The following is a 15,308-nucleotide window of genomic DNA, read 5'->3' as shown; positions in this document are numbered from 1 at the left end:
TCTATGTATTTTGTAACTACATTTCATCTTGCTGTAAAGAAACAAAAAAACACTTTTTTATTCAATAATTCCAATTTCTAGAGCCCTTTGAACAGCTTCTTCTTTGTTACGGACTCCTAGCTTTGTATAAGCTGTGGAAGCATAATTTCTGACCGTACCATTCGATAAATATAACCTTGATGCTATGGTAGTGTATCGAAGTCCCTTTGCTACTAGCTGCAATATTTCTATCTCCCTAGCTGTTAGCTCATAAGCGGCTGCTTTTGATTGTGGTGTCTCTTTTTGCTCATCGAACTTCTCAAATATTTTGTGAGACATTCCCTGATCAATCAGTGTTCCACCTTTGTGAATAAGTCGGATCGTATTAGCTAGCTCCAACGTTTCAATAGATTTAAGTAAAAAGCCATCCGCACCGTTGCGAAGTGATTCCAACGCCTGTTCGGTATCCTGAAACGTTGTGAAAATTAATACGCGGATATGTGGCCATTGTTGTTTGATTTTTTTTGTTGCTTCGACTCCATCCATGTGCTGCATATCTAAATCCATAAGTATAACATGGGGTTGAAGGCGCCCACACAAATCGATGGCTTCATTGCCATCTTCAGCTAAACCGACTACATTTAAATCTTCATATCTATCGAGTAGTGTCCTCAAACTTTCCCGGACAAATGGCTGATCGTCTACAATTAACAAACGAATAAGTCCATCTTTTATTTCAGTTTGTCGCGGTATGGTACAAGTAACAAGCATTCCTTCCTCTGGCTTTGTATATACAGACAATTGACCTTGCAAGTTCATTGCTCGTTCTTTCATCGCATTCATACCGAAGCCTTCCTGCCATTCTACATTTCCTTTTCCATTATCTTGAACTTCTAATCTCGTATATTGTTGTTCAAACTGCAATGAAACTATAATTTCAGTTCCCTGACCATGGCGTACTGCATTCGTAAGGGACTCTTGTAAGCAACGAATGAACGCTATCTTTGCTTGCCGAGACAATTCATATTCCTCTCCGTATGCTCGAAAACTTACATTAACCTGAGCGTGCTCCTGAAATTCGGCTCCAAGATTTTGTAGAGATTGAATCAAGGAAGGAGATTGACATGGAGAATCCATTTGATGTAGGTAACCTCTCACGTCCTCGATGCTTTTACGTCCCATTTCAAGCAGAGAATCTAGCCTCTGTATACCCATTTCAGTAGCAAGTTCGGTACGCAACGTTTCCATCCCCATAATAATAGAAGTATAAGCGTGACCAACTGTATCATGAAGCTCATTCGACAGTCTGTTCCGTTCTTCTGCCAGTGTAATGCGTTCAATTTGAGACATATATTGCTCAAGTACCGCGTTTTGTTTACGAATCGCTTCATTTTGCTTATGATTGACGATTAGTAAATGGAAAGCGAATCCCATTACATAAGCAAGTCCATAGTAGGTAACCAAAATCCAATAGCTATTACTTGGTGCAACCGCATGGAGAATTCCAGTTGTTATAAAAACTGTTGTTGGAGCTGTCCAATAATAGGACAAATGCTTACTATTCGCAGCAATCAGAAAAACCGATATAAGAAATGCCTTGTTAGCTTCAGGAAATAAAGAGGTTAAATATATACATAGTCCACCATATAGCAGTATTTCTGTGAACAAGTAATATTTGTAATTGAACAGTAAGGCTACCCATGGAATCGAGAAGGCAACAATCTCCCAAAAAATAACAATCCAAAATGAAAATGTTAAAAAATCCTGAAAATCTAATGTGATTACGACGATAGAGACACTAATAAGTATACGGACTCCTAACATAATCCAATCGTACCAAAACCAAGACTTAACCATATCTAACAAGTTATTCCCCCCTAAGTAGCCTACCATTTTACTTCCTATATTATGAATTAATCCTTCATACATTGTTATACTTTTTAATTTTACACTACAATTTTCTCACAGAAGGCAAACTTCTATCGATTTAGTTGCCGAATCATGCTACGGGTATAGCCCCCAATTTTCTTTGTCAAACGTTCTACTATTCTAATACTTATGGCGGTAAATACTATACCCATAAACATTACAAAGAGTGACTTGGCAAAAGTATCTATCTGTATGAAAATAATATTCATTTCAATGTAGCGATACAGTAGTGGTGCCAACAGGAACATAAGTGGCATTACATAAAAAATGGTTGCACAAATGATACTAAAAATGCCAATCACAAATTTCTGCATTAACCAAAAGACAGCAGACCAAGTACGACAATCTGTAAGCACTAATTTCACCTGAGCCCAGTTTGATGTATCCATTTTTATACTTCTATCATAAGTGTCGGTCGAAATATCTGTATAAATTTTCGTCTGTATGCGCTCGAATTGGATAAAAGGTGTCGTAGTCTGTAGTACGCGTATAACTAGTGGAATCCCAATTACCGTAAATGAAAGGGTGAAACTGAATAGCAGAGCTATTAGATAAAAACAAAAATAAAACAACCCTGTAACGAAAGTTAGTAATAAAAAATAACCATTCTGGATGAATCTTGATTTCATAAAGTTCTCGCTCCTATCTATGTAATAACCGAATTGTACTGCTTTTTTTGTCATTCTCACTAGTGTAAAAGTGTCATATGACATTTTTAAATGATGATAAAAAGGGGAGAGTAACCTACTTCTGGTTAAAAAAGATGCTTATATGAATCACCATAAAACAATCCCGTTCTTGCATCTGCAAGAACGGGATTGTTTTGTACTTTTATTTAATATGAGATGGACTTGTTTTTCGAATATGAAAAATAATATCAAATTGCTCAAGCAATGACGTATCAAAGTATGCCAATTGGTTCGGTAAGAGTCGTGCCCCTATACTTAGTAATGGTCTTTTTGTTTTAACCCATTTTTCTGCCGGTCCTTTAAGGTGACGGTTATCCAATAAAAACATTTTATATGGTACTTTTCCAAGGGTATAATTGAAACTATTTACATTTTGTGGAATCGGATCTGTTATAATCTTATCTCCGGTGTCGTTGTATAAGGTGAAATTCCCCTCCGTAGTTGTACTGCCAATTGTGACATAATTATTGTCTAAACGTTCCTTCAAATTATGCCCGGCAACATAAGGGTATAATTCCTCATCGAAAATTCCTTTAGCTATATGAACATTGTGTCCCCATACCATCGTTTTACCACCCAATGTCTCTTGTGCCCACATTACATGATCGGCCAAGTATTGCTCATGTAGCTTTAACATACTTGGATAGTCGTTAGGAATTAGCATTGTTGTATATTTCTCTATTGCACTTGCCGTTGCTTTGGCCCAGATGTATTCGGGTGAAGCTATTTCTGTGTTGGTTTGCCCATTCTCATCTTTTAGTAATTGGGCTACTCTCTCAGCGTTTGCTTTGAACTTTTCCTTTATTTCAGGAGCAAGGTCCATATATTCCTGTAAACCTCCATTAAAAGCCGATAATTCTTTATAATTTTCTTCTACTTCTGCCAGCAAATCTGGTCGATGCAGCCTTACATAATCAATTACTTTATTAAAGCAGCCTTGGTCCAACTCCTTTAAGTCGAGCCCAATAAATTGGATCTTTTTTTTATTGGATGGATCAGCATTATAATCTTTCATCCACTCAATCATGGCTATAATTTCATCAGTAGGATATAACAAGTTTAAAAATTCTCTAGGGTTTCCTTTTCCTGTTTGGATATATTCATTTAGTTTTAAGCCGTTACCCCAATCTTCTTCTATTGTGAAATTTGTAAAACCCATCTCAGTAACCAAATATTTCACAAGCCGAAACTTCATAGTGAAAATTTCAGAGCTTCCATGAGTAGTCTCTCCTAATCCTACATATTGTGCGCTCCCAATCATTTTCTTAAGTGGTTTTAAATCCTCAAATGATTTTGACGGCTCTATCGTTTTTAATGGGTAAGCCTGTGATTGTATTGATTTAACTATATTTTTTTGTATTGATTGATCTGAATTTTCGACTGCTACTGTTTGAGCCTTTCCTACTTCTACACATCCTGTGACTAATAAAGCTGTACTAACCATTGCAATTATTCTTTTCTTATTCATTTTTTTCACCTCAATTGAATTATTTGTAAAAGCAAGATTGATTCATTGTACTTGCACGAATCAATTGCCTTAATTCAATTGTTATCTATCCCATATCATATTTTCTAGTTACATATTGTCATAAGGTTAATTGACACAGGTCATAGACTAATCATTACACTTTTGTACTATCCGCTATGACAACTTATAAATAATAATTACATTGATGAGTCGTAAGTAAGACTAGATTATAAATTGGGGAGGGATTTTAAAGATGAATGAATTTGTATACAAAAATATTTTTATTCTAAGTTGTGTCTGTGGAAATGACAAGAAGTATATTCGATAAACAAGTGAATTATAGGGGAAGGGCGGATTAAAATGATATTACACGCAAAATCGTTCCACAATAAAGATAAAATCCAACGTGCTAAAATAGGACTTCAACTTTTTCTGAGTATCTTAATCATTACTTCAATTATCCTAAATGTAGTAGTAATAATTACGAAAAGTATGCCACTTATTGTGGTATATATGTTTACCCCAGCATTATCTTCTATTTTGACTCGCATAATACTGAAAGAAGGGTTTAAAGATGTATCTTTTAGTCTCGGTAACTTAAAGATATGGAAAGGGATTGGTTTTGCTCTGCTAATCCCTATGATTATTTGTGGAATTACTTATTCTATCGCCTGGTTGAGCGGAATTGCGGGGTTTCAGTATCCCGAAGTTGGTATGTTTATTTTAGAACCGATCTACAATATGCTTGGGCTTCAGTATGTAACGGCACCATTCAGCTTCATTTATCTAGTAGTATTGAGCGGCATTTTCGGAAGTTTGCTTGGCTTAATCCCAGCTTTGGGAGAAGAAATGGGTTGGCGAGGTTATATGCTCACAAGGCTAGTCGATGCAGAGTTTTCACGGCCCATCCTTATTAGTGGATTGATTTGGGCAACGTGGCATGTTCCAATAGTTATTGCTGGTCTATATGTAGCGGGACCATCTGTCGTTCTTTCAGTACTTGGTATCTATCTTTGTATTGTACCATTCGGTTATATTATAGCTTATTTACGACTTATCACAGGCAGCATTTGGCCTTCGGTTATCATCCATGCTACTTGGAATGCCATTATTCAAGGACCTTTCACACGTGCAAGTACAGGGTATCAAACTGAGATTTGGATTGGAGAATCTGGCTTGATAACCGCTAGTATTATCTTGATTACTGCAATAATTACGTCTCGAATCGTAAATTTTACTAAATAGCATACGGATGTGTTTTAAATTCAATTAGTGAAATATGACGAGGCGAAATAAGATGCTCCTAAAAATATTAGAAAAAATCTAGTTGAACAGACTCTTACTTCATCTTAGGCTGCTGGATATGTGGGGGACATCAAGCTAAGAAAATAAACTTGGTTGCCATAAAAAACATAATGTTTTCATTTAAAGGCTATGAGATGAAATTTCATCATCTTCATCAAGTTTGACCTTCAGGAAATAAAAACTTAAACGATTATACAAATACTCTAACTGAAAAAACGATAGTCCTTCTACATTTTAGATAGAAGGACTATCGTTTATTTTTTTGACAAAATTAGGAGGTGATGTTCATAAAATGGATAATATAATTCGTATTTGCGTAAAGAGAAAAAGTTTTCCAAAGAAGATGTAGTTAATTTCCTTGGTATAACGGTTGATTGAAATTTCATTTTATAACTTGTAAAGGGCTGTGCAATGCATCGTACTATTGAAAAATCTAAATTTAATCATTAAATTGCGATAAAATGTGGTCGGAAATAATGAAATTTTAGGAAAAATAAGGTACACTAGTTTATGATTTTAGTTGAAAATCGTTTGACGTTAATGCATACGGGGGAAAGATTGATGAACAACAATACAACAAATGAATCAGTTGAAGAAATTGATCAAAAACGAGTAAGATCAAAAAAACGTTATACAAATTGGAAGTTTATTGCAGCGGGTATTGGTGTAATTGCACTTCTTATTGGGGGAATGAGTTATTATCAGGCAACTCACTTCAATTCGAATGTTACAATTAATGACACAAAAGTTGGTGGTCTGAGCGCTGATCAGGCAATACAGAAATTAAAGACATCTGGACTAGCAAACAAAGTCTATGTTGATCAACAACAAATTTTAGATGAAAAAGATACAAAAACGGAACTTACGGAAAAAGATTTGCCTCAAGTTAAGAAACTATTAAAAAACCAGTGGACATTTTTCCCTTCCTCAAAGGGAGAAAATTATTCATTGCTACCAGAGAAGGCAGATCAGTATCGTAGTGAAACGATGAAAAAACTTGTAGAAGAAAAGCTCATCTCTATGAATGAGAAATTAAAAGCGCCTCAAGATGCTATGGCGAAGCTAGAACAAGGGAAAATTGTTATTTCGAAAAGTGTTGAAGGAAAACAGTATGATGTTACTAGTCTACTGAAAGATTATGATAAGCAAAAATATAAAAGCGAAATTCATCTGAAGTCTGCATACATAAAACCTATTAAAGAAGACGATCCGATTGTCAAAAAAGAGGAGAAAGCACTACAGAATCTTCTTGGGCAGTCTGTTGAGTATAAAGTGCAGGATGAAGTTTATCCTTTAAAAGCGAAAGATTTAATTCAAAATGCCTCTATGTCAAAGGATATGAAAGTTACAATTGATGCGAGTGACATTAAGAAGAAAATTACTGAAATTAATAATGCCAAATCAACATTAAATAAAGATTTCTCATTTAAAACTCATTCCGGTTCAGTCATATCAGTAAAAGGAGAAGGATACGGCTGGGCACTAGATGTTGAAAAAGAAACTAAACAAGTTCAACAAGCCTTTGAGAAAGGCGAAAAATCGCTTTCTGCTTCTAATATTCACGGGAATGGTTGGGAGAAGGAAGGTATCGGTTATAAAACAACATCGAATAATGGCATCGGAGACACGTATGCAGAAGTTTCAATTGCAGAGCAACAAATTTGGATTTACAAAGATGGAAAATTAGTTGTTACAACAAATGTAGTAACTGGTAAACATAGTACTGGTGAAGATACATCACCAGGTGTGTGGTACGTCCTATATAAACGAACACCATATACGCTAAGAGGTAACGCAGTAGGAAAAGCTGATTATGCGGTTAAAGTGGATTACTGGGTTCCATTCACAAATAGTGGTCAAGGATTCCACGATGCCGGCTGGCGCAAAGACTGGGGAAATAATGCTTATTTAACAGGAGGATCAGGTGGGTGTGTGAACCTTCTTCCTAATGTTGCAAAAACTGTATATGATAGTTTGAACACGTATGATCCAGTTATTGTGTATTAAAAAATAGCTACGTATCAAGAAATAAACAAAGCAGGAAATCTTACCTGATGGTATATGAAAAAACACCTCTTGCATTCGCATACTAAGTGTGCAAATGCAATGGAGGTGTTTTTGTTTGAATACAAGAGCGTATTGCTTATAAGAAACAAAGTAGAAAGAAATAATAAGTATTCAAATAGTCAATAAAATTGACAATGAATATCATTTTCACTTAATATAGATTCATTGCATTTAATTAGACATGAATTTTTTGTTAATATAATAGATTTCTATTAAGTTGTCACATTTAAGAACTATCATTAAATATTTTAAGAATTTAAACGTAGGAAAGGGTAATATAAAATGAACTGGAAAAAAGGCGGATTATGGGTTATTATTTTTTTCGTTGTAAAAGGCACGATTTCTACACTTTTAATCGTTACAGGTGCTAAATATTTTGATTTATCATTTATGCAACTTATCTTATTAATTCTGACCTTATTAGTGATTTCTCTAATAAGCCGAAAATTGCTGTATAGACATAAACAAAACAAAAAGCAAAAAGAGCTAAATATATAATGGAGCCCCAGAGACCTTTGGATTTCTGGGGTTTTATTTTGATAGTTTTTTCGCATGTATATCAATTTAACAGAATAGGTTGTCCAAAATGATAAAATCGATGATGTTTAAAATGCGTCAGTTATTTTTAATAACGATTGATACCCGTATTTCTACAATCTATATAAATGACTCAAGCTTCGCATCTTATGAATTCCCTGATGTGCTAAACCTAAGCAAAGTAATGAACTATCTTAAGGAAGAAAGTTGAGTTAGCTAATCGCATATATTTTATTGAAAGGATGTGATTGAATTATGGAACGGCCGAATTGGGGAATTGGAGGATTAGTATTCGTTGGCTGTATGTTTCTTGGTGGAGGAGTGGGATCTATGTTAGGTAATGCCCAAACTGGATGGCTAATAGGAATGGGTGTTGGATTTCTTGGGATGGCTTTAACGAGACTGTTCAGAAAATAATGTAACTGAAATTCTTCTTCCTGAAAATAATTCATGGAATAAGTGCTCTATAGATTATAGTTAGAAACTTTTCATTTGTATTAGTTTTTTTATAAATTTCTCCATACATAGATACGATTCTCAAGTCGGAGGATGACACCTTAGGGTGTCTTTTTTATGCTCTTTAAAAATGTTTTACCATATAATAGCTGAGTTTTGCTTTCAGTCTCCGATGCCCATTAAGCATAAAATAAAAATTCTGCACCATTTAAACTCTGATAACAATTCATACGATTAAGAATAATTGAGTTAATAGCTTTCGGTAGATCGCCATCATTTTTTTATAATAGATTAGATTCATTGCCGTTTCAGACCTATGTATGAATTCATAATCTAATAGTAAAAGGAGGAATGATTAAAGGTATGGCGGTTAATGAGGAATCAATTTGTCAACAGTTTGCAAGAATCATTGGCGGTCAAGAAGGATTCGCCGGTGGGAAATGCGTGGCAACAATAAACCGAGATGAAATACGAGCAACAATCTTGGGAAAACGTTTTAGAGTAACAACTTCCTTTTCATTCGAATCACGAGACAATAAAACTGGACGGGCATTATGCCTAGGCCGAGTAGCACTCTTACAAAAAGAAGTCACTGAATTTGTGGCGACAATTATTAAACAAGGAATAATCGTTTCGTCTATACACAATGAGTGGTTATGTGATGTTCCAAATTTAATTTACGTTAATATCGAAGACGTTGATGATCCACTAAATTTTGCAAGAAAAGTGAGAAGAGCGTTATGCACGTAATCAATTTCTTTAGTTAAACGAGTCATTATATTAAATTGAAAAGTTCAGCGTGTTGGATGGTTTTATAAAACGAAAGAAGGTGTTTCATATTTGGAATGCCTTTTCTTTATGTTTTCGTTACTAATGTGGGTGGTTAACTGATTATATGCTGTTTATCTTGCAACAGCAAGAACTGGACGAGGTATCTTTAAAGGTGTTTGACTGTCTATAGATACCGTATTTTATCAAATGTTGTTAGCATATCATAAAACGATAAGGGAAAAATCGCCTTCATACCAACCAATCAAAATCTTGAGGTACTATTCTTTATGTTGTAAGGTTCCACTATTATTTTCATCAATTACTCAACGTATTGCTTCGATGTTTTCTGGAGTCATTTTAATAAATCCTTGCTTTTCATGAGATAATACTTTTTGATGAGTCATTTTGTGCATGGCATTGATTATATGACGATTAGAATTGAGGTCAAGTATTACCTCTTCACCTTTAATTCTATCAGTCTGCTTTTCCTTAACTCCTGATTATATTAGCTTCAATAACATATGATCATTCTTAAGAATGTCATTGAAATGTACGAATAGATGTTAGTGCAGCAAAATAAATTGTGTTATGATATGAGGAAATATAAAGCTATGTAACGGAGGGAATAACATGCCGCATGTTGTGTTTCGTGGAATTACTACTGAACAATTAAAAAGCATAAGCAAGCCATTAGTAGAAGAACTCGCAGATATCTGTGAGTGTGGTACGGATAATTTCACCTTGGAACTACCAAGTTCTACGTTTGTATTCAATGGAGAAGAAATAGAGGCGTTTCCTCTTATTGAAGTGAAATGGTTCGAGCGTGGACAGGAAATTCGTGATCGATTTGCCAAGGCCATTACTACATATGTAATGGATTTTGGACTTCCAGAAGTAGAGGTTGTATTTACAGTTTTCACAGAATCAGCCTATTATATTAACGGGAAGCATTGTGCAAGTTAGAGTTATTAGAAAGATTTTTATAACACTAAGAAAAGAAATAGGAGAGGATATCCCATTTCTTTTTATTCCTATAATAAAATATGTTTCGTTAAAAACAAGGGCCGGAATTCCGGCTCCTTTTCTATCCTAAAGTCTTACTTTATCTCTCCGTCTCAAAAAACTCAATCCATTCTCCATCAGGACCAGCGAAGAATATGTAACGTGTTCCATCTGGTAATGTTTCGATTTCTTCTCCTAGTAAAAAGGTTACTGCGTGTTTCTTCAGTCTTTCGATCTCATCCCCTAATGAATCCACTTTAAAGCAAATGTGATGTACTTTTCCTTCTGCCGGAAGAGAAGAGTTGTAGCCTTCAATGAGTTCTAGTATCGTTTCTTTTGATTCTTCCACACCTAAAAAAGCGAGTTTTAAGTCTGGATTCGGATGACCCATACGTTTCATGAGCTGTAAGCCGACTACTTTTTCATAAAATGAAATAGATGTTTCTAAGTTTGCAACCATAAGTCCTACGTGTTCAATTCTTCTAACTGGCATGTAGATTCCTTCTTTCTGAAAATTATATACAATATATTATTGAAAATTAAGAAAATAAGCAAGATAAAAACCTTACAAATTTTAGCGTGTTATATGGTATAGTGAGAAAGTATGTTTGGGGAGAAGGAAGGAGATTATACGATGAATACAACTACTCAAACTCCTTCATTATCGGAAACGATGAAAGAGTGGCATTATGCATTAGCATATGAAATTAAACATTGGAAAACGATAGGTGGTAGTAAAATTTCTATCATGAATGGTCGTTTTTTATATACAGATTATGAAAGTACAGTATACGTATTTCAGCTTATTTCGGAAGTAAGCTTACCTGAAGGTTCACCCATTCGAATTGAGTTTGATGGTGAGGAAGCGACAGGAGAAGTATTGTCTGTACATGGATTAGAAATAGAACTGAAATTAAATGATTATATACAAGGTGAAATACGAGAAGCTGTTTTATATAGTGAACCGTGGCAACTTTTAGAGCAACTACAAGAGAGGTTGAAAGAAGCACGTAAAGATAAGCTGAAACGTAATCGTATAAAGCGTCTTGTTGATGGGACGAGCAGTCCGAAACATATTGAGAAGATGAAAAATCCAAAAAATGAACTGGCATATCGTTCGTTTTATAATCCGACAACGTACGTATGGGGACCGCCGGGAACAGGGAAGTCTTACAATTTATCACGTATTATTTCGGCTCATTATCAAAAAGGAAAATCGGTACTTGTGTTAGCTCATAGTAATGCGGCAGTAGACGTATTAATGAGTGAAGTAACGAAGCAAATTGAGAAGAAAAAGAAATGGACGCCTGGTGAAATTGTTCGTTACGGTTATAGTCAACATGAACATATACGAAATCATGAAACGTTACTTGCGTCGAAGTTAGTTGAAACGACGAACGGATCTTGGGGTGAGGAAAGACTCTATTTAGAAGAGACACGACAAGATCTTCGTGAAAAAATCTTATCGTATAAAGCAACATCTGCTGATAAGAAGCGTATACAAGAGATTGAAAGTGATCTTCGAAAGCAAAAGGCTAAAATTAAAGAAGTAGAAAAAGAATATATTGAAAATGCAAAAGTAATCGGCGCAACTTTATCAAAATGTGCCATTGATTCACTTATTTATGAGCGTACATTTGATTTAGTTGTTGTAGATGAAGTAAGTATGGCATATGTTCCGCAAATTGCATTAGCTGCTTCACTTGGAAAACGTATCGTCGTTTGCGGTGACTTTTTACAGTTACCTCCAATTGCGATGGCAAATCATGAACTCGTTCGCAAATGGCTTGGGGAAGATATATTTTACCATGTTGGGATTGTTGAGTCTGTTAATAAATCAGAAGCACACCCAAACCTATTTATGTTGCAGGAACAAAGACGTATGCATGCGGATATATCGAAGTTTACGAATTCGTTTATTTATAAAAATAGAGTATACGATCATCCGTCTGTTTCAGAACGTAAGGAACTTGCGAAACTACAACCGTTCGCAAATGAGGCGAGTGTTTTATTTGATACGAGCCAAATGGGAGCTTTTTCGTTAAAAGATGCTGCTTCTGGTTCACGTTTTAACATTATGTCTGGTTTAGTAGCAATGCAAATGATGTTAATCGGATTGTTAGATGGTGTGCAATCAATTGGTATTGTGACACCTTACAGGGCGCAGTCACGCTTTTTAGCGACGTGTATTAGAGAAATGTTGCAGAGAACGAAATATCAAAACATACCAGTTTTAGCGGCGACAGTTCATAAGTTCCAAGGTTCTGAAAGAGATATGATGATCTTTGATACGGTTGACAGTTATCCGCAAGAACGACCTGGCGTATTATTCTTTGATCACAAAAACCATCGCCTCGTCAATGTAGCAGTGACAAGGGCGAGAGGGAAGTTCATTCAATTATCAGATTGCCATTATATGCGTAAAAACCTTTCGAGAAAACAAGCGTTATCACAATTAACAGCTCATATAGAACGTCACGGAGATGTGTATGATCGCACGACATCAAGACAATTGTGGGAACGGAAAATTTCGAAACGTTTACGCTGGTTTATGGAAATGAATCTTGAGGAAACGAAAGGGGTATTAAAAGATATTTTAGCCTCAAAACGAAAAATTATTATTTCACTTCCAAGTACAAAACAAGTGGATAAGCGAGTATGGCAAGCGTTAATGCGTACAAATGCGCAAATAACAGTTTATAGTGATGGACCAGTTCCACTGAAAAATGTAAAGTTACAAAGACAAAATAAAGCATTCCCATTCTTAGTAATTGATGATGAAATCTTCTGGGCAGGCGCACCGCTTACATCTCAAATGATGTTTGAAGGTAGTACGGAATTTCCGTACGTATGTGCAAGACTGCAAGCACCTGAGACAATTGGTGTATTAAAAGGATTTTTAGATATTCGGTAAATTCGGATAGGAATTCCTTGACTTTTACTTGGAATGAACTTAGAATAAAAAATAATTTAATATAATTTTATGAAAATTCTTATCACGAGAGGTGGAGGGACTGGCCCTATGATACCTCGGCAGCGGATTCGTTATGAATACTGTGCCAATTCCAGCAAGGTAACTTGAAAGATAAGAAAGAAGCTCATTTTGACTGTATATACAGAAGCCTCTTTCTATCTTTTAGAAAGAGGCTTTTTTATGTGAAAATAAAAGGAGGAAGAAAAATGGGAGCGACAGGAGTAGCGTCACAAAGAAAAACAATTGAAGAGAGTATCGAAAGAAATAAGGAAAAGTACATAGAAACAAGTCATGATATTCATGCGAATCCGGAAATTGGTAACCAAGAGTTTTATGCATCTAGAACGTTAAGTTTATTGCTAGGCAGTGCAGGATTTCAGTTGCAGCACAATATAGCTGGACATGAAACGGGATTTATCGCGCGAAAAAGCTCTGGAAAACAAGGACCTGCAATCGCATTTTTAGCGGAGTACGACGCTTTACCAGGACTAGGTCATGCGTGTGGTCACAATTTAATTGGCACAATTAGCGTTGCAGCAGCAATCGCATTATCAGAAACGCTTGAAGAAATTGGCGGGGAAGTTGTCGTGTTTGGTACGCCAGCAGAAGAAGGCGGGCCAAATGGTAGCGCGAAATCAAGTTATGTAAAGGCAGGTTTATTTAAAGACATTGATGCGGCGCTTATGATTCATCCGAGCGGAAAGACAGCGACAACGAGTCCTTCACTAGCAGTCGATCCACTTGATTTTCATTTTTACGGAAAAACAGCTCACGCTGCAGCTTCGCCAGAAGAAGGGATTAACGCATTAGATGCGGTTATTCAGCTCTATAACGGTATTAACGCACTTCGCCAACAACTCCCGTCAGACGTGAGAATTCATGGTGTCATTACAGAGGGCGGAAAAGCACCTAATATTATTCCTGACTATGCCGCAGCAAGATTCTTCATCCGTGCAGCAACGAGAAAAAGATGCGCGGAAGTAACAGAAAAAGTAAGAAACATTGCACAGGGAGCAGCATTAGCAACAGGTGCAAAAGTAAAAATCCATCAATTTCAAAATGAAATCGATGAATTACTCGTAACAAAAACATATAACGATATCGTAGCGGAAGAACTAGAACTATTAGGTGAAGATGTAAATCGTAAAGAAAGAGTAGGGATTGGTTCAACCGACGCAGGAAACGTAAGTCAAGTCGTACCGACAATTCATCCGTACATTAAAATCGGACCAGATGATTTAATTGCACATACGAATGAATTTAGAGAAGCAGCACGTTCAGAACTTGGAGATAAAGCATTAATTACATCGGCAAAAGCATTAGCAAATACAGCGTATCGATTAATTACGGAAGAAGGGTTGTTAGAGAAGGTGAAGGAGGAGTTTAGAGAGGCGCAGAGGAATCAAGGGTAAGGGGATTAAGGTGCTTTTTTCGAATAGAGATCTAATTCATAAGTAGAGATATAAAAAAGAACATTGAAATATCAATGTTCTTTTTTTGTTTACTAATCATTGATTTCATTGGCTTTTCTCATAAAGGAAAAACTTTTACTGTTAGCCGGGGATAATACGTATCCCTTTATTAGAACGACAATTTCTCCTCAAACTCACTCTTTAAAACAATTAAAGGAGACGATAATCCAAATTGCATTAAAGAGTCTAAAAATGTAGCGAGAGAATCCATCGAATCGCTCATGACCTTCATCATATAATTAAATTCCCCGCTAATTCGGTATAAATCTGTTACTTCAGGAGCGGCATTACAAAATTGAATAAAATCAGAGCATTGGCTCGTTTTAAACATGATGAATGCTTGAATGTTTTTATTAATTTTTGCAGGCTCAAATTTCGTTCGATAAGCCGCTATAACTCCTTGATCTTCAAGCTTGTTAATACGTTCTTTTACAGCAGGTTGCGTCATGGATATAATTCGTCCTATTTCTGAAACAGAAATTCTCGCATTTTCATATAACAGGTTCATAATTTTATGATCGATTTCATCCAATTTTACAGCGTTTTGCATTGTGTAGCCTCCTTGTTATGTTTTCTAAAGTGAATTGCAAATTATAACTATAATATCATAAGTGAACGAACTAAATTACCTATAAATCTATATTTAAAATGATTAGTAT

The 15,308-nt window shown here is 35.6% G+C and carries 13 protein-coding genes, 1 pseudogene and 1 riboswitch; of the genes and pseudogenes, 8 read left to right on the top strand and 6 right to left on the bottom strand.

The genetic code is table 11. The annotated features are described in order from the left end of the window. Positions 1–57: 57 nt before the first annotated feature. From N2V80_RS15910 to N2V80_RS15900, 3 genes are all read right to left on the bottom strand, one after another. Positions 58–1,845 (bottom strand): helix-turn-helix transcriptional regulator, encoded by a 1,788-nt coding sequence (locus N2V80_RS15910; protein WP_061654907.1) that lies wholly within the window; start codon positions 1,843–1,845, stop codon positions 58–60. Between the two features lie 113 nt (positions 1,846–1,958). Next, positions 1,959–2,537: a sensor domain-containing protein gene (locus N2V80_RS15905; RefSeq protein ID WP_000842201.1), complete on the bottom strand. Its 579-nt coding sequence runs from the start codon at positions 2,535–2,537 to the stop codon at positions 1,959–1,961. Positions 2,538–2,739: 202 nt separating this feature from the next. Beyond that, positions 2,740–4,065 (bottom strand): erythromycin esterase family protein, encoded by a 1,326-nt coding sequence (locus N2V80_RS15900; protein WP_061654906.1) that lies wholly within the window; start codon positions 4,063–4,065, stop codon positions 2,740–2,742. Between the two features lie 360 nt (positions 4,066–4,425). Here N2V80_RS15900 and N2V80_RS15895 point away from each other — a divergent pair, with 360 nt between their 5' ends. The 5 genes from N2V80_RS15895 to N2V80_RS15875 all read left to right on the top strand — a co-directional run bounded on the left by N2V80_RS15895 (position 4,426) and on the right by N2V80_RS15875 (position 9,180). After that, positions 4,426–5,310: a CPBP family intramembrane glutamic endopeptidase gene (locus tag N2V80_RS15895; protein ID WP_000600468.1), complete on the top strand. Its 885-nt coding sequence runs from the start codon at positions 4,426–4,428 to the stop codon at positions 5,308–5,310. Between the two features lie 621 nt (positions 5,311–5,931). Beyond that, positions 5,932–7,377: a L,D-transpeptidase family protein gene (locus tag N2V80_RS15890; RefSeq protein WP_001064057.1), complete on the top strand. Its 1,446-nt coding sequence runs from the start codon at positions 5,932–5,934 to the stop codon at positions 7,375–7,377. A 342-nt stretch (positions 7,378–7,719) separates the two neighbouring features. Then, positions 7,720–7,935: a hypothetical protein gene (locus N2V80_RS15885; protein WP_001104104.1), complete on the top strand. Its 216-nt coding sequence runs from the start codon at positions 7,720–7,722 to the stop codon at positions 7,933–7,935. Positions 7,936–8,229: 294 nt separating this feature from the next. After that, entirely contained in the window at positions 8,230–8,391 is a 162-nt protein-coding gene (locus tag N2V80_RS15880) for a hypothetical protein (protein WP_170950840.1), read from the top strand. Positions 8,392–8,793: 402 nt separating this feature from the next. Continuing rightward, positions 8,794–9,180, top strand: coding sequence for a DUF1259 domain-containing protein (locus N2V80_RS15875; protein ID WP_061139512.1), 387 nt, complete (start codon positions 8,794–8,796; stop codon positions 9,178–9,180). A gap of 302 nt (positions 9,181–9,482) precedes the next feature. On the opposite strand, the pseudogene N2V80_RS15870 reads toward N2V80_RS15875, so the two are convergent. Then, positions 9,483–9,701 (bottom strand): annotated as a pseudogene (locus N2V80_RS15870) (DUF6241 domain-containing protein); the annotation flags it as partial. Positions 9,702–9,831: 130 nt separating this feature from the next. On the opposite strand from N2V80_RS15870, the gene N2V80_RS15865 reads away from it, so the two are divergent. Continuing rightward, positions 9,832–10,164 (top strand): DUF1904 family protein, encoded by a 333-nt coding sequence (locus N2V80_RS15865; RefSeq protein WP_001120970.1) that lies wholly within the window; start codon positions 9,832–9,834, stop codon positions 10,162–10,164. 139 nt (positions 10,165–10,303) lie between these two features. Here N2V80_RS15865 and N2V80_RS15860 read toward each other — a convergent pair whose 3' ends face one another. Beyond that, positions 10,304–10,696, bottom strand: coding sequence for a VOC family protein (locus N2V80_RS15860; protein ID WP_061654905.1), 393 nt, complete (start codon positions 10,694–10,696; stop codon positions 10,304–10,306). A gap of 111 nt (positions 10,697–10,807) precedes the next feature. Here N2V80_RS15860 and N2V80_RS15855 point away from each other — a divergent pair, with 111 nt between their 5' ends. Together N2V80_RS15855 and N2V80_RS15850 are read left to right on the top strand one after the other, a co-directional pair. Then, positions 10,808–13,117 carry an AAA domain-containing protein gene (locus N2V80_RS15855; protein ID WP_061654904.1) on the top strand — a complete coding sequence of 770 codons (2,310 nt, stop codon included), beginning with the start codon at positions 10,808–10,810 and terminating at the stop codon, positions 13,115–13,117. Positions 13,118–13,193: 76 nt separating this feature from the next. Then, a riboswitch (SAM riboswitch) is annotated at positions 13,194–13,295 on the top strand. 88 nt (positions 13,296–13,383) lie between these two features. Further along, a complete protein-coding gene (locus N2V80_RS15850) occupies positions 13,384–14,589 on the top strand; it encodes a M20 family metallopeptidase (RefSeq protein WP_061654903.1) in 1,206 nt (401 codons plus the stop codon). 169 nt (positions 14,590–14,758) lie between these two features. Here N2V80_RS15850 and N2V80_RS15845 read toward each other — a convergent pair whose 3' ends face one another. Then, complete coding sequence (locus tag N2V80_RS15845) at positions 14,759–15,199, bottom strand: Lrp/AsnC family transcriptional regulator (protein ID WP_001178562.1); 441 nt, start codon at positions 15,197–15,199, stop codon at positions 14,759–14,761. Positions 15,200–15,308 lie beyond the last annotated feature (109 nt).

It is taken from the genome of Bacillus sp. FSL W8-0640 (assembly GCF_038007725.1).
Taxonomy (GTDB): Bacteria; Bacillota; Bacilli; order Bacillales; family Bacillaceae_G; genus Bacillus_A; species Bacillus_A cereus.
Note: the sequence above shows the minus strand (reverse complement) of the source record. Positions and strands in the feature narration are given on the sequence as shown.